The 18792-nt window shown below is 68.7% G+C and carries 17 protein-coding genes; 9 read left to right on the forward strand and 8 right to left on the reverse strand.

The features are described from left to right. Nucleotides 1-118: 118 nt before the first annotated feature. Both qhpR and LMJ29_RS00505 read left to right on the forward strand, forming a co-directional pair. Nucleotides 119-1213, forward strand: coding sequence for an AraC-like transcriptional regulator QhpR (gene qhpR / locus LMJ29_RS00500; RefSeq protein ID WP_229602828.1), 1095 nt, complete (start codon nt 119-121; stop codon nt 1211-1213). Between the two features lie 272 nt (nt 1214-1485). After that, nucleotides 1486-1896 carry an OsmC family protein gene (locus LMJ29_RS00505; RefSeq protein ID WP_229602829.1) on the forward strand — a complete coding sequence of 137 codons (411 nt, stop codon included), beginning with the start codon at nt 1486-1488 and terminating at the stop codon, nt 1894-1896. A gap of 46 nt (nt 1897-1942) precedes the next feature. On the opposite strand, the gene LMJ29_RS00510 is transcribed toward LMJ29_RS00505, so the two are convergent. From LMJ29_RS00510 to LMJ29_RS20995, 3 genes are all read right to left on the reverse strand, one after another. Beyond that, nucleotides 1943-3370, reverse strand: a complete 1428-nt coding sequence (locus LMJ29_RS00510; protein WP_229602830.1) for a mechanosensitive ion channel family protein — start codon at nt 3368-3370, stop codon at nt 1943-1945. A gap of 178 nt (nt 3371-3548) precedes the next feature. Then, the gene (locus LMJ29_RS00515) at nt 3549-3878 is read right to left on the reverse strand and encodes a hypothetical protein (protein ID WP_229602831.1); all 330 of its coding nucleotides are present in this window, start codon (nt 3876-3878) and stop codon (nt 3549-3551) included. A 622-nt stretch (nt 3879-4500) separates the two neighbouring features. Beyond that, complete coding sequence (locus LMJ29_RS20995) at nt 4501-5127, reverse strand: LuxR C-terminal-related transcriptional regulator (RefSeq protein ID WP_319942204.1); 627 nt, start codon at nt 5125-5127, stop codon at nt 4501-4503. Nucleotides 5128-5480: 353 nt separating this feature from the next. On the opposite strand from LMJ29_RS20995, the gene LMJ29_RS00530 reads away from it, so the two are divergent. From LMJ29_RS00530 to LMJ29_RS00555, 6 genes are all read left to right on the forward strand, one after another. Then, nucleotides 5481-6851, forward strand: a complete 1371-nt coding sequence (locus LMJ29_RS00530; protein ID WP_229602832.1) for a flavin-containing monooxygenase — start codon at nt 5481-5483, stop codon at nt 6849-6851. Between the two features lie 170 nt (nt 6852-7021). Continuing rightward, nucleotides 7022-9361 (forward strand): DUF1989 domain-containing protein, encoded by a 2340-nt coding sequence (locus tag LMJ29_RS00535; protein ID WP_229602833.1) that lies wholly within the window; start codon nt 7022-7024, stop codon nt 9359-9361. A gap of 99 nt (nt 9362-9460) precedes the next feature. Next, entirely contained in the window at nt 9461-10780 is a 1320-nt protein-coding gene (locus LMJ29_RS00540) for an ammonium transporter (RefSeq protein WP_229602835.1), read from the forward strand. 444 nt (nt 10781-11224) lie between these two features. Further along, nucleotides 11225-11887 carry a phenylalanine--tRNA ligase beta subunit-related protein gene (locus tag LMJ29_RS00545; RefSeq protein ID WP_229602837.1) on the forward strand — a complete coding sequence of 221 codons (663 nt, stop codon included), beginning with the start codon at nt 11225-11227 and terminating at the stop codon, nt 11885-11887. Between the two features lie 258 nt (nt 11888-12145). Further along, complete coding sequence (locus LMJ29_RS00550; RefSeq protein WP_229602840.1) at nt 12146-13135, forward strand: hypothetical protein; 990 nt, start codon at nt 12146-12148, stop codon at nt 13133-13135. A 339-nt stretch (nt 13136-13474) separates the two neighbouring features. Next, nucleotides 13475-13942 carry a hypothetical protein gene (locus LMJ29_RS00555; protein ID WP_229602843.1) on the forward strand — a complete coding sequence of 156 codons (468 nt, stop codon included), beginning with the start codon at nt 13475-13477 and terminating at the stop codon, nt 13940-13942. Nucleotides 13943-14038: 96 nt separating this feature from the next. On the opposite strand, the gene LMJ29_RS00560 is transcribed toward LMJ29_RS00555, so the two are convergent. The 3 genes from LMJ29_RS00560 to LMJ29_RS00570 form a co-directional block, all read right to left on the reverse strand. Beyond that, nucleotides 14039-15016 carry an MBL fold metallo-hydrolase gene (locus tag LMJ29_RS00560; RefSeq protein ID WP_229602847.1) on the reverse strand — a complete coding sequence of 326 codons (978 nt, stop codon included), beginning with the start codon at nt 15014-15016 and terminating at the stop codon, nt 14039-14041. A 127-nt stretch (nt 15017-15143) separates the two neighbouring features. Next, nucleotides 15144-15659, reverse strand: coding sequence for a glycine cleavage system protein R (locus tag LMJ29_RS00565; protein ID WP_229602849.1), 516 nt, complete (start codon nt 15657-15659; stop codon nt 15144-15146). Between the two features lie 29 nt (nt 15660-15688). After that, a complete protein-coding gene (locus LMJ29_RS00570) occupies nt 15689-16150 on the reverse strand; it encodes a GNAT family N-acetyltransferase (protein WP_229602852.1) in 462 nt (153 codons plus the stop codon). 130 nt (nt 16151-16280) lie between these two features. Between LMJ29_RS00570 and zapE the strand changes: the two genes are divergently transcribed. Next, nucleotides 16281-17462 carry a cell division protein ZapE gene (gene zapE / locus LMJ29_RS00575; RefSeq protein ID WP_229602955.1) on the forward strand — a complete coding sequence of 394 codons (1182 nt, stop codon included), beginning with the start codon at nt 16281-16283 and terminating at the stop codon, nt 17460-17462. 74 nt (nt 17463-17536) lie between these two features. Here zapE and LMJ29_RS00580 read toward each other — a convergent pair whose 3' ends face one another. Next, nucleotides 17537-18040, reverse strand: coding sequence for a hypothetical protein (locus LMJ29_RS00580; protein WP_229602855.1), 504 nt, complete (start codon nt 18038-18040; stop codon nt 17537-17539). Nucleotides 18041-18302: 262 nt separating this feature from the next. Beyond that, complete coding sequence (locus tag LMJ29_RS00585) at nt 18303-18647, reverse strand: DMT family transporter (RefSeq protein ID WP_229602857.1); 345 nt, start codon at nt 18645-18647, stop codon at nt 18303-18305. Nucleotides 18648-18792: the final 145 nt, after the last annotated feature.

Below are 18792 nucleotides of genomic sequence, written 5' to 3' on the forward strand. Positions count from 1 at the left end.
TGCGGCGCGGCGCGGGCGGCGTCGGGAGAGCCGCGCCAGCGGCGGGCTGGCGGCCTGCCGACCGGCGTCAGCGGGCCAGGCGCGAAAATTGCTTTGTATTACCGGTTGTTTCCTGGAGATGTCTTCCATGCCCCCGTTTCCCGTCTCCCCTGCCGGCCTGCCCGGTGTGCCGGACCTGTCGGCCAGCCAACGCCACACCGGCGTGCTGGCGGCGGCCGCCAGCGGCCTGTGCACCTTCATCGAGAGGCAGGGCGGCGACCCCGACCGCATCCTCGGCGTCTCCGGCATCGATCCCGAGCAGCTGCAGCACCCGACCCTGAGCCTGGCGCTGCCCAACTACTGCCAGGTGCTGGAGGAGGCGGCGCGGCAATCCGGCTGCGACAACTTCGGCCTCTACTACGGCCAGCAGTTCAAGCCGCAGGCGCTCGGCCTGCTCGGCTACATCGGCCTGTGCTCGGCGACCCTCGAGCAGGCGCTGATCAACTTCGCCCGCGCCTTCCCGCTGCACCAGCGCAACAGCCTGATCCGCCTGGTCGATGGCGGCGATCACTACCGTTTCGACTACCAGGTGCGCCACGGCGCCATCCTGGTCCGCCGCCAGGACGCCGAGCTGACCCTGGGCATGGCCCTCAACCTGATCCGCCACGTCCTGGGCAGCCAGTGGGCGCCGCGCGCCGTGCACTTCGAGCACCCGCGCCCGGAGCACTGGCACGAGCACTGCAAGGTGTTCGACGCCCCGGTGTACTTCGAGCAGCCGTGCAATTCGCTGCTGATCCCCAAGCGCGACCTCGGCCGCGCGATGCCCGAGAGCAATCCGACCCTGCTGCTGGTGATGCAGGACTCGCTGCGCCAGCTCAGCCTGGCCGGCCGCGAGGCGCCCAACATCGTCGACGACACCCGCGCCCAGGTGCGCCAGCAGCTGCTCGCCGGCGAACCGACTTTGGAGGACATCGCCGAGCAGATGGGCCTGGCCAGCTGGTCGCTGCAGCGCCGCCTGCGCGAGCAGGGCCTGACCTTCAGCCAGCTGGTCGACAAGGTGCGCTGCGAGATGGCCACCCACTACCTGCGCCAGCAGCAGCTGCCGATCTCCGAGCTGGCGCCGCTGCTCGGCTACTCGGAAACCAGCGCCTTCTCGCGCGCCTTCCGCCGCTGGTTCGGCGTCAGCCCGCGGCAATGGCGCCAGCAGGGCGAGGTCAAGGGCGCCGCGCACTGAGCGCGACGGCCCGCGCGGTCAGGGACGACCGCCCTTCTCTTCATTTCACTCTTTCCTTCCCGACGATCCACCATCCCGGCTCCGGCTCCGGCTCCGGCTCCGGCCCCGGCTGCGCGCGCGGCGGCGGACAGGGCCGCGCCTCGATCACCAGCGCCGCCGTCGGGCTCGCCCCTGCCGAGGGCCGGACAAGGAAGACGGGCACCGCCCATGGCGAGCTGGCCCGGATCACCGCCTGAGGGTAGGCTCCAACCATCCCACCCGCAGGAGTCGCCATGTCCGCTATCCCGACTGTCAAAGCCGTTCTCGAAGACACGCTCTATCGGGTGTCCTTCACCGACGATCTCGGCCACGCCTGGAGCGCCGACGAACCCACCGAGGTGGGCGGCGGCAACACGGCGCCGACGCCGGAACGCCTCATCCTCGCCAGCCTCGGCGCCTGCACCGCGATCACCCTGAAGATGGTCGCCGCCCGCCGCCAGTTGCCGCTGACCGGCGTGGAGGTCGAGTTGCAGCTCAACCCCAACGGCAAGCCCGAATCCGGCAACGACATCGTTCGCCAGATCACGGTGCAGGGCGAGCTGAGCGACGAGCAGCGCGAGCAACTGCTGAAGGTCGCCAACGCCTGCCCGATGCACAAGTTGCTGAGCGGCGAGATTCGCATCCACACCGGACTCGATAGCTGATCGCGTAGCCGCTTGCCCCCGGCGCCGGCGCGGGGGGCAACCGCCCTCAGGAATGCCGCAACCAGCTGAGGAAGCCGCCTTTCTTGATGGCGACCGGCTTGTGCACCAGCAGCGAGGCGCTGGCCTGCTGGCGGAACTCCTGCAGTTTCGACAGTGCGCTGCCGACCTCGGTGCGCTCTTCGAGGCAGGCCTGCAGCATGTCCTTGTCGATGCGATAGATCACGCTGGAAGTCAGCGCGGTGAAACGCGCCTGGGAGGGCGCGCCGAGCGTGACGCCCTCCTCCCCCATGACTTCCCCCGGCCCCATCCGCCCGGCCTCGACGAAACCCTCGCCGTCGGGGATCGACGCGGAGACCACACCCGTGCCGATCACCCACAGTTGCTCGCTGGCCGCACCGAACTCCAGCACCACCTGGCCGGCGGCAAACGGCTGCGCGACCAGCTGCTGGCTGAGACGGTCCTTCTCCTCGGCGTCCAGCGAGCGAAAGATCTTCACGTCATCCAGCAGGCGGCGGGCCTGGCTTGCCGGTACTTCGCGGGGGTTTTCGCCGGTCGCGATGCCGGCCGCGCGCAGATGGCGGTAGGCCAGGTCGAACATCAGGTTGCGTGCTTCGACCCGGTCGGTCCCGGCGCCGACGAAGCCGCTGGCCTCGTACTCCACCGAGGCGAGGTCGGAGCTTTTGATGACCACCTTGGCCTTGGGCGTCGGCAGCAGGACACTGACGCCCCGCAGGGTCTTGTGCAGCGCATCGAGCACCAGGCGTGGCCGCACCTGGGCGGAGACGGTCACGCTGATGGCGATCGCATGGACGTCGGCCGAGCGGTTGAGGTTGAGAATCTTGGCCTTGGCCGCGACCGAGTTGGGAATCACCAGCGTGCCGCCCTGGGCGGTCAGCAGATGGGTGGCGCGCCAGTCGATCTCGACCACCTTGCCCTCGGTGCCGTCGATGGCGATCCAGTCGTCCAGCCGATACGGCTTGGTGGTGTTCAGCACGATGCCGGAGAACACGTCGCTCAGGGTGTTCTGCAGGGCGAGGCCGACGACGATGGCGACCACCCCGGAGGTCGCGAGCAGGCCCTTGACCGGCAGCTGCATGACGTAGGCCGCCGCGGCGACGATGGCGGCCAGGAAGATCGCCGCGCCGAGAACGTCCTTGAGCAGGCGGCCGGCGTGCCCGCTGCGCGGTATCAACAGCAGGCCGAGCACCACGGTGAGGGTGCGCGCCCCCAGCAGCCACCAGGCGATCTCCAGGGCGGTCCCCATCATGTTCAGGGCGGCGTCCGGCCAGGGCGAGGGCTGCATCGGACTCATGCCGGCCCTGAAGATCAGCACGCTGTAGGCGGTGAAGAACACCAGCCGCAGGAGCACCCGCCCGACCTTTTGCTCCACCGGCAGCAGCCGCCAGCAGGCGAGGTCGGCCAGCAGGAGGCCGACGGCGAAGATCATGGGGTGGTCGTGAATCACTGTGAACATGCAACGCTCCGTCGCGGGAAGGGGGCTGGCGCGATGCGCTCATCCGCTATCCATAGTAAGCCTTCCACGCGCCACGTCCGCCCCTGCCCACCCGCCGCGGAAAAAAGTGCAGGCAAAAAAAAGCCTGACCCGCGAGGGTCAGGCGAAACTGAGGGTTTGTTGCTCGTTTAAGCCGGGATCAGCAGTAGCGGTCGATGTAGGCGACCTCGGGATTGCTGCGAACTGCCGGCCATTCCTGTTGCAGGGTCTGGTAGACGCGGCCGATGAAGTCCTTGTCGGCGGCGGCTTTCTTGCCCACGTAGCCCTTGCCACGGTGGTAGGTGCGCAGGCGGGCGCGCATGCTCGGGGTGCGCTTCTCGAATTCTTTCTCGCCCAGTTCCGGCGCCAGGTTGTCCAGATGCACCTCGCCGCACTCGCTGATCCACAGGATGTGGCTGCCGTGGGTGTCCTTGCGGGTGGCGAACAGCTTGGCCAATTGCTCGGGAGTGGGTTGGTTGTTCAGATTCATGGTATGAGCCCCTTAAATTGTTGATCGAAAACGTCGGTCTGAATTTGGGTGGACCCGGATACCGTCGACGGTAGGCCGACGTGTGCACGCGGGGTCGAATCTCAACCTGAGCCTGGTGTAGCGCTGATCCAAGCGAACTACAGGCGGCAGAGCGTTGAAGCCTGCGGCCGGTTCATCGGGGGCGGAAGGTGGCGGTGAGGCCTGCAGGATGCGAAGCGGAGGGCCTAACCGAACAGCGTACGGCCACAGCCAGCATCATGAGGACGTTTCACCAGCACATTCCATCCGGGGGACGAGCCTGCCAGTCAACTTCATCAGTCTGCCTTGTGGGCAGTACAAACACGGGAGTCCGGCTGGTGGGCCGGAGAGACGCTGGAACCCCTTGCCAGGGCCCCCGCATCTGGGAGTGGCTTCATCCTGCATTGCGGGATGGGCCCTCGTCAACAGATTTGTAGCGTATTTTTTGTCGCACTACAAAAGCACTGGAAAAAGCCAGTACCAAGGTAGCGGGTGGCACCTCGATGAAGGCGCTGCAGGTTGCCGCGGCACCGGGCCCCACGCCGACGCGCGCCGCCGCAGGGGGAGTGTTCGCCCTTCTCATGCGCCAGCCGACGGCACCGGGCTAACGCGCCATCACCACCCCTTCCAGCTCCAGCACCTCGCCGCTGTCGGAATAGATGCCGCAGCCGCGTTCCTGCACCACCCTTTCGCTGCCGTCGGCGCACAGCAGGCGGTAGGCCAGGTTGAACGGCCGGCCGTCCTGCAGGCCACGCTGCACGCCCAGCCACACGCGGTCGCGGTCGGCGGGGTGGATCAGGCTGCTGTAGCTGAGCCGCCGGCTGCCGACCAGTTGTGCCGGGCTGTAGCCGGTCAGCGCCTGACAGCCGGCGCTGACGTAGGCCATGCTCCAGTGCGGGTCGTTGCGGCATCGGTAGATCATCAGCGGCAGGTCGTCGAGCAGGTTGCCGAGATCCAGCGGGCTGACCGGTAGGAGGCGGGCGGCCGGCAGCGGCAGGCCCGCCTGCTCGCCGGCGCGGTGCGCCCAGGCGGCCAGCTCCAGCCGCGAGTGCAGGCCGAGCTTGCACAGCAAATGGCGCACGTGGACCTTCACGGTGCCGTCGCTGATGCCCATGTGGCGGGCGATCAGCTTGTTGCTCAGCCCTTCGGCGATCAGCCCGAGGGTCTGCCGCTCGCGGTCGGTGAGGCCGGCCAGCAGCTCGGGCGACGGCGGTTGCGGGAACCCCGTCATCCCCTCCTCCCGGGCAGGCGAATAGGCGTGATCGACTGCGGCGCCATGGTCTTCCCTCGCTGAATGGATGGCTGCGCAAATGCAGCAAGTTCCGTGCCCTTTAGCGTCCCCCGCCACAACCCCCAGTAAACAATCTTTCTCCCTGTGCATGGTCGGCGAAGTGCCCGCAGCCTGCACCAAGGCGAGGCGCCATGCGCCTTTCCTGCCTGTTCACGGTGCCCGCACGGGCGCCTCTACCCCGAACGGAGTATCTCCACCGGCAGAGTTTCGCAGCGGCGCGGTCGCGGTAGCGTAATTCGCAACGGGAAACTTTATTTCCTATCAATCCGCAATCTTCGTTTCAGGAGCTGACCATGACCACTCGTATCGCCATCATCGGCGCCGGCCCTTGCGGCCTGGCCCAACTGCGCGCCTTCCAGTCCGCCAAGGCCAAGGGCGCCGAGATTCCCGAACTGGTGTGCTTCGAGAAGCAGCAGGACTGGGGCGGCATGTGGAACTACACCTGGCGCACCGGCCTCGACGAGAACGGCGAGCCGGTGCACGGCAGCATGTACCGCTACCTGTGGTCGAACGGGCCCAAGGAGTGCCTGGAGTTCGCCGACTACACCTTCGACGAGCACTTCGGCCGGCCGATGGGCTCCTTCCCGCCCCGCGAAGTGCTGTGGGACTACATCAAGGGCCGCGTCGAGAAGGCCGGCGTGCGCGACTACATCCGCTTCAACAGCGCCGTGCGCCACGTGAGCTTCGATCCGGCCAGCGAGCTGTTCACCGTCAGCGTGCACGACTACACCAGGAACGAGACCTACTCGGAAACCTTCGACTACGTGGTCTGCGCCAGCGGCCACTTCTCCACCCCCAGCGTCCCCTACTTCCCGGGCTTCGAGAGCTTCGCCGGGCGCGTGCTGCACGCCCACGACTTCCGCGACGCGCTGGAATTCAAGGGCAAGGACGTGCTGATCGTCGGCGCCAGCTACTCCGCCGAGGACATCGGCTCGCAGTGCTACAAGTACGGCGCGCGCTCGATCACCAGCTGCTACCGCAACACGCCGATGGGCTACAAGTGGCCGGCCAACTGGGAGGAGAAGCCGCTGCTGCAGCGCGTCGAGGGCAGCACCGCGCACTTCGCCGACGGCAGCCAAAAGCACGTCGACGCGGTGATCCTGTGCACCGGCTACAAGCACCACTTCAGCTTCCTGCCCGAGGAGCTGACCCTCAAGACCGACAACCGCCTGTGGCCGCTGAACCTCTACAAGGGCGTGTTCTGGGAAGACAACCCGAAGATGATCTACCTGGGCATGCAGGACCAGTGGTACAGCTTCAACATGTTCGACGCCCAGGCCTGGTACGTGCGCGACGTGCTGCTCGGCCGCATCGCCCTGCCCAGCCAGGAAGAGATGCACGCCGAGGACCTGGCCTGGCGCGCCGAGGAGGAAACCCTGCAGAACGCCCAGGAAATGTTCGAGTTCCAGGGCAAGTACATCCAGCAGCTGATCGACGCCACCGACTACCCGAGCTTCGACATCGCCGCGGTGAACCAGACCTTCCTCGATTGGAAGCACGACAAGTACGAGGACATCATGGGCTACCGCAACAAGTGCCACCGCTCGCTGATGACCGGAACCATGGCCACCCCGCACCACACCCCCTGGCTGGAAGCGCTCGACGACTCGATGGCCGCCTACCTCTCCGATGAGCCGGAACAGCGCCTGAAGTCGGTGAGCTGACCCCGCGGCGAGCGGCTTGCGCAGCTTCGCAGGGTGGGTGACCGCGAGCGTTACCCACCCGGGAGCCGCCGGGTGGCCATCCACCCTGCAGCACTGCCAAGCCCCCGCCCCTGCAGATGGGCCAGAGCCCACCCGGAATCTTCCGCCGCGCATCCGCACAGGAGCCTTGCATGCACATGCCCGTGATTTCCCGACCGCGCGAGCCCGCGCTGTTCGCCCGCGCCCCGGCGCTGGAGCGCCACCGCGTCGCGCCGGGCGGGCTGACCGTGATCGACCTCGAGGCCGGCGACCGCCTCGAGGTGATCGACCTCGAAGGCCGGCAGAGCGCCGAGCTGCTGGCCTTCGCCGCCGGCCGCGCCGCGCTGGCCGACCTCGGCCTGACCGCCAGCCCCGGCGCGCGCTTTATCGGCACGCTGCTCGCCGACGGCAGCACCGAGTCGGTGCATACCCGCCTCGGCCTGGCCAAGCGCGACATCGACTGTCGGGCGCTGCCCGACGCTGCCCGCCTGTGGGACGACGACACCCCGGCCGGCTTTTCCCGCCAGTTCAGCGCGGGCACCGAACTGCTGGTGATCGTCGCCGCGCCCGGCGGCCGCGTCGCGGTGGACAGCCAGCAGCGCGCCAGCGAGCTGCGCCTGATCATCCAGCGCGCCAATCCGCGCAGCGTGCTGGCCCCGCCGCTGCCGGCGCCGCTCGGCGAGCTGGTCGACGAGTTCACCATCAGCCCCGGCAGCGCGCGCGACTACGTGGTCGAGGCCGGCCAGTACATCCAGGTGCTGGATGTCGCCGGCCGGCAGTGCTCGGACTTCGTCGCCTTCGACCGCCGCGGCCTCGACGCCGGCCGCGAGATCGACCTCGACCCGACCGTCACCCGCACCCTCAACGGCAACGCCTATCCCGGGCCGGGGCTGTTTTCCAAGTTCTTCGACCGCAACATGCAGCCGATGCTGGAAGTGGTACGCGACACCGTCGGCCGCCACGACACCTTCGCCCTCGCCTGCGCCGCGCGCTACTACGAGGCCCAGGGCTACTTCGGGCACGCAAACTGCAGCGACAACCTCAGCCGCGCGCTGGCCCGCCACGGCGTCAGCGGCCGTCCCGGCTGGCCGGCGATCAACTTCTTCTACAACACCGGCATCGACGCCCACCAGCAGCTGACCCTCGACGAGCCCTGGTCGCGACCCGGCGACTACGTGCTGCTGCGCGCGATGACCGACCTGGTGTGCGCCAACAGCTCCTGCCCGGACGACATCGACCCGGCCAACGGCTGGCAGCCGACCGACATCCACATCCGCGTGTATTCCGCCAAGGAGCGCTTCAGCATGGCCATGGCCACCCGCAAGACCGCCGACGCCGATCCGGTGCTGACCCGCGAGAGCGGCTTCCACCCCGGCACCTCGGCGCTGACCGGCAATTTCGTCGACTACCGCGGCTGGTGGACGCCGACCCACTACGCGGGCTTCGGCGCCATCGAGGAGTACCACGGCTGCCGCGAGCGGGTGGCGGTGATGGACCTGTCCGCGCTGCGCAAGTTCGAGGTGCTCGGCCCGGACGCCGAGGCGCTGCTCAACTACTGCCTGACCCGCGACGTGCGCAAGCTGGCGGTCGGCCAGGTGGTCTACTCGGCGATGTGCTACGAGCACGGCGGCATGCTCGACGACGGCACCCTGCTGCGCCTCGGCCCGGACGCCTTCCGCTGGGTCGGCGGCGAGGACTTCGCCGGCGACTGGCTGCGCCAGCAGGCCGACAAGCTCGGCATGAAGGTGTGGGTGAAGTCGGCCTCCGAGCAGATCCACAACGTCGCCGTGCAGGGGCCGCGCTCGCGCGAGCTGCTCAGCCAGATGATCTGGACGCCGCCCAGCCAGCCCAAGCTGGAAGAGCTCGGTTGGTTCCGCTTCCTGGTCGGCCGCCTGGGCGACTACAACGGCTGCCCGGTCATGGTCTCGCGCACCGGCTACACCGGCGAGCTGGGCTACGAGATCTGGTGCCATCCCACCGATGCCATGCAGGTCTGGCAGCGCCTCTGGCAGCTCGGCGAGCCCTTGGGCCTGGTGCCGCTCGGCCTGCACGCGCTGGACACCCTGCGCATCGAGGCCGGGCTGATCTTCGCCGGCTACGAATTCTGCGACCAGACCGATCCGTTCGAGGCCGGCATCGGCTTCTGCGTGCCGCTGAAGAGCAAGCAGGACGACTTCATCGGCCGCGAAGCGCTGCTGCGGCGCAGCACCCACCCGCAGCACAAGCTGGTCGGCCTGGTGCTGGACGGCAACGAGCCGGCGCAGCACGGCGACTGCGTGCGCGACGGCCGCGCGCAGATCGGCGTGGTCACCAGCGCCACCCGCTCGCCCATCACCGGCAAGAACGTCGCCCTTTGCCGCCTGGACATCGGCTACTGCGCGCCCGGCACGGCGGTGGAGATCGGCAAGCTCGACGGTCAGCAGAAACGCATCGCCGCCACGGTGAGCGCACCGATCTTCTACGACCCGGACAAGAGCCGTGTGCGCGCCTGAGCGCCGCCGGCCCGCGATTCGCGCAGCGCGCCGGCCCACCGCCGACGTCCGCTGCCCTGCCTTTTGACCATCTATCGACCTTAACGTGAGGAACAGACCATGAAGCGATTCGGCCTTCTGCGTCGCAGCCTGATCGGCACCCTATTGCTGGCGAGCGCGCTCGGCGTCTCGGCGGAAGAAACGGCTCCGGCCCTGAACAGCGGCGACACCGCCTTCCTGGTGGTGTGCTCGCTGGTGGTGCTGCTGATGACCCTGCCGGGCCTGGGCATGTTCTACGGCGGCATGGCGCGCAGCAAGAACGTGCTGTCGGTGCAGATGCAGGTGTTCTCCGGCGCCGCGCTGATGGCGCTACTGTTCGCCATCTACGGCTACAGCCTGACCTTCACCGACGGCGGCGGCCTGCAGGCGATCATCGGCGGCACCGACAAGCTGTTCCTCCAGGGCGTCGGCGCGGACTCCCTGCAGGGCACGATTCCCGAGCTGCTGTACTTCCTGTTCATGCTGCTGTTCGCCGCGATCACCCCGCCGATCATCGTCGGCTCCTTCGCCGAACGCATGAAGTTCGCCGCCGTCATGCTGTTCATGGCGATCTGGCTGACCATCAACTACATCCCCATGGCGCACATGGCCTGGGGCGGCGGCTGGGTGTTCAACCTCGGCGTGCAGGACTTCGCCGGCGGCAACGTGGTGCACCTCAACGTCGGCATCGCCTCGCTGGTCGGCGCCTGGCTGATCGGCCGCCGCCGCGGCTTCGGCACCCAGACCCTGTCGCCGCACAACATGACCATGACCGTGACCGGCGGCTGCCTGCTGTGGGTCGGCTGGCTGGGCTTCTGCGGCGGCTGCGTGCTGGCGGCCAACGGCTTCGCCATGCTGGTGATCGTCAACACCATGCTGGCCAGCTGCGCCGGCGCGCTGGCCTGGATGCTCGCCGAGTGGAAGTACCGCGGCAAGCCGAGCATGTTCGGCGCGGTGTCCGGCGCCATCGCCGGCCTGGTGGCGGTCACCCCGGCCTGCGGCTTCGTCGGCCCGATGGGCGCCATCGCCCTCGGTCTGATCGCCGCGCCGGTCTGCGTCTGGGCGGTCGACAAGCTCAAGCCGCTGATCGGCCTGGACGACGCCTTCGACGTGTTCGGCGTGCACGGCGTGGCCGGCATCGTCGGCGGCCTGCTCACCCCGGTATTCGCCATGACCGCGCTCGGCGGCCAGGGCTTCGCCGAAGGGCGCGACCTGCTCGACCAGCTGGCGGTCAACGGCGGCGTGATGCTGTTCAGCATCCTCTACTCGGCGCTGAGCAGCTGGGTGGCCTTCAAGCTCGCCGCCGTGCTGTGCGGCGGCCTGCGCGTCGACGAGGAGCACGAGGTGGACGGCCTGGACCTCTCCAGCCACGGCGAGGTCGGCTACAAGTACGCCAACTGAGGAGCGCCCCGGCGGCGGCCGCCGGCGGGAGTACCCTCCCCCGTGACGGCCACCCACCGCCACGCCATGGCGCCATCACCATGCCCCCGATGCTGCATCGGGGGCATGCTCTTTTGTGGGGCAGGACTGCCCCACGCCCCATCGCCGTTGCGGCAATCAGGCCGGCAACGCCCGCCAACATGCCGCCTGCCGCCGTCAAGATCGCCATTTTCCCCTTCCGCAGCGGGCACGCCGGCGCCTGGTACGGAACGTGCTTATGCAATGGCGACTGAACGATGCGGAGCCACCTTGCCGTGTACCAACCGGGTGGCGGCGCCGGTCTGCCGAAGATCCGGCGACCGACGACCCTTCTGGCTGTACCGCACAACAACAATCCGCGATGACCAGCTAGCGAGCCGTGGCCGGCGCCTTCGCGCCCCGTCCACGCTGCGCCGAGGTGCACCCATGCTCAACCCCGTCTTCCGTCTCGAAACCCCTGCCGGCCTGGGCCTCAAGGCCATCGCCTTCACCCTGCACGGGCTCGACAACCAGCACTACTCGGCCAGGCTGCTGGCGCGCCTGCACAGCCTGCGCGAAGGCTTCGATCCCAGCCACAGCCTGACCGCCCAGCACGGTTTCCTGGCCCTGCGCCAGCAGGTCGAACGCTCGGTGCGGCGCTTTCCGCCCTCCCCGCTGGCGCTGTTCGAGCAGAACCGTCGCAACGGCGGGCTGCGCGCCATCGCCCCGGTGGTCGACCTGTACAACCAATGGTCGCTGAACAGCGGCCTGTCGATCGGCGCCCACGACCTGCAGCGCCTGCGCCTGCCGGTGCGCCTGGCCCTCACCGCCGGCGGCGAAGCCTTCCAGCCGCTCGGCCGGGCGGCCAACGAAGCCAGCGAGCGCCTGCCGGCCGGCGAATACGCCTACTTCGACGCCCGCGACCAGGTGATCTGCCGCATGGAGTATCGCCAGGCCGCCGCCAGCGCCCTGACCCCGCACAGCAGCGCCGCGCTGCTGATCGTGCAGGGCCACGCGCAGACCAGCGACGACTACTTGAAAAGCGTCGCCGCCGCGCTGAAGCACGACCTGCTGGAGTGCTGCACCGGCAGCCTGCGGCGCGCCGGCTGAGCCTCGCCGCCAGCGGCCGGCCATCTGCGCCGAGAGGGCACGACGCCGCTTCCGGCGCGGACTCTCCGGCGCCTGCGTTGGCTCACGGGCAGCCGACATGGCCATTTGCCACGTCACTTGGCGCGCGCCATACAAACACAATGAACAGGGTCTATATTCAGAACTCAGACCAGCCCGACTTGCGGATCATTCCGCCCAACAGCCGGCCACTCGACTGCTCGATGTTTCAGGGACAGCGTTTTTCTTCAAGGAGGAACCATGAACTTGTCCATCAGAATTTTCGACCCCAGCGAGCAAGAGTACCTGTCCCGAATCCTCGAGCTTTCCGGGCGACGCCTGAAGTTGTGCGTGCAGAAGACCGATGTCGCCGCGGCCGACGTGGTGTTCGTCAAGCCGGACGAACCGGGGGCGAGCATCCTGATCAACTCCTGCACCCGCCGCGGCCAGCCCATTGTCGTGGTCTACGGCGGCGACAAGGGCGCCTTCGCCTGGACCCTGGAAAAACCCGCCACCAGCAAGGAAGTCATGCACCTGCTGAGCGACCTGCACGGCCGGCTCGGCCCCGACCAGGCGCCGGCCAACGAGGCGGTCGAGGCCGACCAGGCCGGCCCGATCCCGGTCGCCCAGGGCGCCATGCTGATCGACCGGCTGCATGCCATCACCGCCGGGCAGACCCCCTACGCCATCGTCGACGAGCGCCGCAGGGCGCTGATTCTCGACGTGGCCGGCAACCGCGCCTTCGTCACCCCGCAGCTGTTCGAGAACAAGCTCAAGCTGATCGAGACCGCCTTCCGCACCACAGCGGATGCGCTGGTCGAGGTCGACCGCCAGGAACTCGAGCATCTGACCGAAGGGATGCCCTACATCTCCACCGAAAGTTTCGTCTGGCTGGCGACCCAGGAAGCCCAGCCGCTGCTCCACAGCGCCGCGGCCAGTCTGAACCGGCGCTTTCGCCTGAGCCGCTGGCCCTCCTTCACCACGCTCCATCACAAGTCCTACCACATCGCCATCACCGGCCGGCTGATGAAGAAGAGCCTGAGCGTCAACGAACTGCACACCACCTGCGATGCCCCGCTGGGCGAACTGGCCAAGTTCTACAACTTCGCCTACGCCAGCAACCTGCTCGGCGCCAGCCAGGCGGCGCCGAGCCTGCCGCTGCCGCATGACCTCCCCCCCACCGAGCAGCCCCCGGCCAGGGCCGAGAAGGTCGGCATCCTCGGCATGATCCTCAGGCGCCTGGCCGGCTGAGCGCCACTAGAGGGCGGACATCAAGGTCTGGCCAAGCTGCTCGCCAGGTATTGCCAGCACCAGGGCGTGGCACCGACGCGGACGGTGTTCGAGTGCTGCCGTATCTGCCGCCGCATTGACCTGGCACCGGGCGCAGGCCAACGGACGATGGCGGATTTGTGATGCGCCTCACAATAAATCCGCGACTACGGCCACCTTGCCGCGCTGCCTCTAAGACCTTGATCGACTTCGATGCCGTTTGTCGCTTCGGCATACTGGGCGTGGGTATCGACGAAAGGCGGCTGCACTTTCGTCCCAAGGGCCGATTGAAACTTCCCACTACATAGAAAGAACTAGAAAATGGACATCCGCTGCGCTGCACTCGGTTTCGCTCTTCTGGCAACTTCCACCCTGGCCATCGCCGATGGCAGCCAGGCCAAGATGCCGTACAACCTCATCGACCTGCCGGTCAAGGAAGCCGCCACCCGCGTCGGCGTGCAGCCCAACCAGGCCAACAACATCACCTTCGATACCGAAAAGCACCACGTGTTCCTGGAGTCCGACGGCAACACCGTCGGTTACGCCGACGTGGAATTCCGCGGCAACCCGCCGTGCAGCCAGAAGCAAGCCATCGACTCAGCCGCCGCGCTGCAGAGCCTGGGCATCAACGCCAGCGAACTGGAGCTGGCGATCGACAAGCCCGACAACCACACCTACTACGACCACAAGCGCAGCCTGAAGGTGAGCGTCTCCTGCAACTACGAAGGCGCCCCGCTGACCGTCGGCTTCAGCCGCAAGCAGTACAACGTGCTGATGGGCACCCGCTAAGGCGCCAAGGTTCTCTCCGCGCCACGGAAGGCGCACCCTCTCCCCGCCGTGCGGCCGGCCAATCGGGCAGGCCCGCAGGCCTGCCCCGCCCCGCTTCTAGCGGTCGCTACGCAGCGGCCCGTACTCCACCGGCACCCAGGCGTAACCCTTGTCCTCGGCCCGCACATGGCCGATGCCGGGGAACGGCAGGTGCGCGCCGGCCACCCACAGCTTGTCGCGCGCCGTCTCGGCGAACAGCTTCTGCCGGCTGGCGATGGCCTGCTCGCGGTCGACGTCGAACTCGATGGCCACCTCCGGGCGGGCGAACTGCACCGCATGGCTGTGCACGATGTCGCCCCACACCAGCAGGCGGCTGGCGCCCGAGCTGAACAGGTAGCCGCTGTGCCCCGGGGTATGGCCGTGGCTGGCCACGCCGATCACCCCGGCGATGCCCGGCCCTTCCTCGCCGTAGCGCTTCAGGCGCTTGCCGGCCTCGTAGGGCGCCACGGCGTCCTGGGCCATCTTGAACATGCCCTTGGCGGCTTCCGGCGCCTGGGCCGCCACTTCCGCGCTCAGCCAGTAGTCCGCCTCGGCCTGGGGCACGTACACGGTGGCGTTGGGGAAGGCTGCCTGGCCGCCGGCGTTGCGCAGGCCGCAGGCGTGGTCCGGGTGCAGGTGGGTGAGCAGCACGCTGTCGACCTGCGCCGGCGCGTAGCCCGCCGCCTGGAGGTTGGCCTGGATCACCCCGAGGGTCGGCCCGAAGCACTGCGCCGCGCCGGTATCCACCAGCACCAGCTGGCTGCCGGTGTTGATCAGGTAGGCGTTGACCGCGGTCTGCACGCCCTTGCCGGACTCGACGAACATCCGCGCCAGCAGGCTCTGGATGTCCTCGGCGCTGGCGCCCTTGAGCTGCGCGGGATCGAGGTCCACGTAGCCGTCGTACAGCGCGGTCACCTCGAAGTCGCCCAGCGCCATGCGGTAGAAGCCCGGCACCTGGCCGGTCTGCTTGGCCACCGGCGCGGCAGCGGCCGCCAGCGGCAGGAGAGCGACCAGCGCCGCGCCGGCGAGCCGGGCGATGTTGCGGGGAATAGCCATTCACGAAACTCCTTGTCTACAAGATACGCACGCCTTCATGGCGGCGCGGGACTGTCGCAAGTTGCGACAGTCCTGTCGAGCGTTGCCGGGCGGCCGCGATCCGCGAAGCGGCGCGGAAAGACCTGCGCTACTCGCTGCGCAGGTTCAGTTCGACCATCAGGTCGTCGGCCAACGCCTCCAGGTGCGCCTGCAGGGTCTGCAGCGGGATGTCGGCGGGCACGCCGAGCATTGCCTCGGCGCGGAACAGCGGCTCGCTGCTCATCGGCGCCGAGAGCACCTCGGTGGTCAGGCTCTCGACGTTGACGCCGTGCTCGCTGAGCAGGCGGGTGATGTCGCGGACGATGCCGGGACGGTCGTTGCCCACCAGCTCGAGGAAGATCGCCTGGCGCTCGCTTCCCGGCTCCGGCCCGCTGGGTGCCAGCAGCACGCGGATGCCCTGGCTGGCCAGCCCCTGCAGGGCCTGCTCCAGCTCCGGGTGGCGCTCGACGGGCACGGCGACGCGCAGGATGCCGGCGAACTGCCCGGCCATGCGTGCCATGCTGCTTTCAAGCCAGTTGCCGCCGTGGTCGGCGACGCACTGGGCCAGCTTCTCCACCAGCCCCGGCTGGTCGGGGGCGATCACCGTCAATACCAGATGGTCCATGGCGAGCCTCTCTGCACGTGTAGGGGAAATCACTCGGCCGGACGCCCGGGCAGCGCCAGCCAGTAGGTATGGAAGACCTCGTCGCGCACGTAGCCGAGCTTCTCGTACAGGGCCTGCGCGGTTAGGTTGTTGCGTGCCGTTTCCAGTTGCAGGCCGCAGGCGCCGGTCGCCTCGGCGTGGGCGCGCGCCGCGTTCATCAGCATCTCGGCGACGCCCTGGCGGCGCGCCTCGGGGCTGACGAACAGGTCGTAGAGCAGCCAGGCCGGACGCAGGCTGAGCGAGGAAAAGATCGGGTAGAGCTGCACGAAGCCCTGCGCGCGCCCCTCCTCGTCGCGGGCGAGGAAGATGACCGAGTCGCCACGCTCCAGGCGCTCGCCGAGAAAGCTGCGGATCGGCGCCGCCGGCTGCGGCACGTCGTAGAAATTCAGGTAGCCGGCGAACAGCCAGATCAGGTCGTCCAGGTCGGCGGGGGTGGCTCGGGCAACGGTCATGGGTAATTCCTGCGCGCGATGATTGCTGGAGTATAGGCATTGACGACCAGCTGGCTACGCGCCGGACAGCGGTTATCATGCCTGCCGCGAACGTCATCCTACCGCGCGAGGACGCACCATGGACCCCGTCATGCCGGCCGCCAGCGAGGCAGCGCAACAGCGCCCCGCCGAGGGCGACCGCCCCACCGCTCCCTCGCCGCTGGCCGCCTATCGCGCCGCGCTCGCCGCCGGCTTCCAGGCCGACGCGGCCCAGCAACAGGCCGCCCTGCTGCTCGAGGCCTGCCACGCCGCCCTGCACGCGAGCGGCCCGCCGCCGCGCGGGGTGTACCTGTGGGGACCGGTCGGCCGCGGCAAGACCTGGCTGATGGACCAGTTCCACGCCAGCCTGCGCGTGCCGGCACGCCGCCAGCACTTCCACCACTTCATGCGCTGGGTGCATCGTCGCCTGTTCCAGCTCACCGGCACCGCCGCTCCGCTAGCGGCGCTGGCCCGCGAACTGGCCGGCGAGGTGCGCGTGCTGTGCTTCGACGAACTGTTCGTCAGCGACATCGGCGACGCCATGCTGCTCGGCCCGCTGCTGACCGCGCTGTTCGCCGAGCGGGTGACGGTGGTCGCCACCTCCAACCAGCCGCCCGCACAGCTGTACGCCGACGGCTTCAATCGCGAGCGCCTGCTGCCGGCGATCGCCGCCATCGAGCGGCACATGCAGGTGATTGCGGTGGACGGCGGCGCCGACCACCGCCTGCATCCCGGCGCGCATCGCCAGCGCTACTGGGTCGCCGAAGCCGGCCGGCCCAGCGCGCTGGAGGCGGTGTTCGCCGAGCTGAGCGCCGGCCAGGCGGTGAGCGAGGGGCCGCTGCTGCTCGGCCAGCGGCGCATAGACAGCGTGCGCCACAGTCCGGCGGCGCTCTGGTGCCGCTACGCCGACCTCTGCCAGCAGCCGCTGGCGGCCTTCGACTTCATCGCCCTGTGCGACCGCTTCCCGGCCATCCTGCTCGGCGAGGTGCCCGCCCTCAGCGCCCGCCGACAGGCGGCGCGCATCGCCCGCGGCACCGAGGACGCCGCTCGCCAGGTGGCCGCCGGCGACCGCCAGCTGCCGCAACTGTCGCGGCTCGACGACAGCGTGCGACGCCTCATCGCCCTGGTCGACGAGTGCTACGACCGCCGCGTGCCGCTGTATGTGGAAGCAGAGGTGCCGCTCGACGAGCTGTACGGCGAAGGCGGCCTGACCTTCGCCTTCCGCCGCACGCTGAGCCGCCTGCGCGAGATGCAGTTCGCCCGCTTCGGCGCGGACCACCCGGCGCGGCCGTAAGCCGCGCGATCAGGAAGACGACGGGGGCGACGACCGGGCCCGAGGCCGGGTCGATGGGAGGGAAGCGACGCGCCTCAGTGGGCGCGTCGACGGCCGCGCGGGCTGCGCGCCGTGCCGCGCGGCAGATCGCCGGCGTTGATGGCCTCGGCGAGATGCTCCACGTCGAGCGGCGCGAAGTACAGCGGGCGGAGCGAACGGCCCAGATCGAGGCGCCAGATGCCGTCCTCGCGCCCCGGACGGCGGCCCTCCTCGCTGGAGTAGACCCAGGCGGTACCGCGCACGATCAGCATGCCGGTGGCGCACAGCAGGGGCTCGTCGCTGCCCTCGGGCATCGCGACGGTCACCGCGTCCGACTCGAGCAGTTCGCTGAAGTCGGCGCCCTTGATCTTGCGCACGAACAGCTGGTCGGCCGGCGCGGGGCCGGCGGCGAAGCTGCAATCGACATGGGCGCGGCACAGCTCGGCGGCGCACAGCTCGATCAGCTCGTGGTTGGTGAGGAAGATACCGGTCAGCTCGTGTACCCGCAGCAGGGCGGCGGCCGAATCCAACCATCCCTGTCGGGCTTGATCCCTGGTCATCGTATGCATAGTCCCTTAACTCCTACGAGTTGTTATTTTATTGCGAACGACTAGCAACTACCGCAGCCAACAATGCACCGCCCCCCGATATTTTCCAAATATAGCTGGGCAGTTTCGGCTTTTGCGATTCGGCGCACAAAATTCATCGGCCATCGCGGCCTAGTCGCGGGCAGGCAAGCGTCCGGTCGAGCGCATCCGGCGCGCGGCGGCCGGACGGCAAAGGTGCGGAAAAGGAGAAAGGTCGCCGGCGGCGGCCTGGCGTTCAGGCCAGCGCCGGCGAGAACAGCTTGAGGCCGGCCACCCCGGCGACGATCAGCAGCAGGCAGGCGATGCGCGCCGCGCTGGCGGCCTCGCCGAGGAAGAGGATGCCGTACACCGCGGTGCCCACCGCGCCGATGCCCACCCACACCGCGTAGGCGGTGCCCACCGGCAGGGTGCGTACCGCCATGGCCAGCAGGTACAGGCTGAGGGCGATGAACACCCCGCAGTAGAGGGTCGGCCACAGGCGGGTGAAGCCGTCGGTGCGCGGAATGACCGCCGCGTAGCAGATCTCGGCGATGCCGGCGCTGATCAGAAACCACCAGCCGGCGTTGGCACCCGTAAACATTGCTCGCTCCCCATCGAAACCCGTCCACGATCGCGCGGCGCGGCTGGCACGCCGCGGATCGTGGGCAGGCACAAAAATGACGGGCGGCCACTTCCTGTCTGCCGCCCGGTTCCCTGCCCCAGGAACGCTGTGGCGACCCGACCCG

Origin of the sequence: Pseudomonas oryzagri, from assembly GCF_020831405.1 — a bacterium.
In the GTDB taxonomy this organism is placed as follows: Bacteria; Pseudomonadota; Gammaproteobacteria; order Pseudomonadales; family Pseudomonadaceae; genus Geopseudomonas; species Geopseudomonas oryzagri.

Excerpts from the sequence above, each read along its gene's own strand:
- LMJ29_RS00545 (WP_229602837.1), top strand. The coding sequence starts at position 11,225 with ATGCTCAACCCCGTCTTCCGTCTCGAAACCCCTGCCGGCCTGGGCCTC.
- qhpR (WP_229602828.1), top strand. The coding sequence starts at position 119 with ATGTCTTCCATGCCCCCGTTTCCCGTCTCCCCTGCCGGCCTGCCCGGT.
- LMJ29_RS00505 (WP_229602829.1), top strand. The coding sequence starts at position 1,486 with ATGTCCGCTATCCCGACTGTCAAAGCCGTTCTCGAAGACACGCTCTAT.
- LMJ29_RS00560 (WP_229602847.1), bottom strand. The coding sequence starts at position 15,016 with ATGGCTATTCCCCGCAACATCGCCCGGCTCGCCGGCGCGGCGCTGGTC.
- LMJ29_RS20995 (WP_319942204.1), bottom strand. The coding sequence starts at position 5,127 with ATGACGGGGTTCCCGCAACCGCCGTCGCCCGAGCTGCTGGCCGGCCTC.
- LMJ29_RS00580 (WP_229602855.1), bottom strand. The coding sequence starts at position 18,040 with ATGACCAGGGATCAAGCCCGACAGGGATGGTTGGATTCGGCCGCCGCC.
- LMJ29_RS00550 (WP_229602840.1), top strand. The coding sequence starts at position 12,146 with ATGAACTTGTCCATCAGAATTTTCGACCCCAGCGAGCAAGAGTACCTG.
- LMJ29_RS00535 (WP_229602833.1), top strand. The coding sequence starts at position 7,022 with ATGCACATGCCCGTGATTTCCCGACCGCGCGAGCCCGCGCTGTTCGCC.
- zapE (WP_229602955.1), top strand. The coding sequence starts at position 16,281 with ATGCCGGCCGCCAGCGAGGCAGCGCAACAGCGCCCCGCCGAGGGCGAC.
- LMJ29_RS00585 (WP_229602857.1), bottom strand. The coding sequence starts at position 18,647 with ATGTTTACGGGTGCCAACGCCGGCTGGTGGTTTCTGATCAGCGCCGGC.
- LMJ29_RS00515 (WP_229602831.1), bottom strand. The coding sequence starts at position 3,878 with ATGAATCTGAACAACCAACCCACTCCCGAGCAATTGGCCAAGCTGTTC.
- LMJ29_RS00530 (WP_229602832.1), top strand. The coding sequence starts at position 5,481 with ATGACCACTCGTATCGCCATCATCGGCGCCGGCCCTTGCGGCCTGGCC.
- LMJ29_RS00510 (WP_229602830.1), bottom strand. The coding sequence starts at position 3,370 with ATGTTCACAGTGATTCACGACCACCCCATGATCTTCGCCGTCGGCCTC.
- LMJ29_RS00570 (WP_229602852.1), bottom strand. The coding sequence starts at position 16,150 with ATGACCGTTGCCCGAGCCACCCCCGCCGACCTGGACGACCTGATCTGG.
- LMJ29_RS00555 (WP_229602843.1), top strand. The coding sequence starts at position 13,475 with ATGGACATCCGCTGCGCTGCACTCGGTTTCGCTCTTCTGGCAACTTCC.
- LMJ29_RS00540 (WP_229602835.1), top strand. The coding sequence starts at position 9,461 with ATGAAGCGATTCGGCCTTCTGCGTCGCAGCCTGATCGGCACCCTATTG.
- LMJ29_RS00565 (WP_229602849.1), bottom strand. The coding sequence starts at position 15,659 with ATGGACCATCTGGTATTGACGGTGATCGCCCCCGACCAGCCGGGGCTG.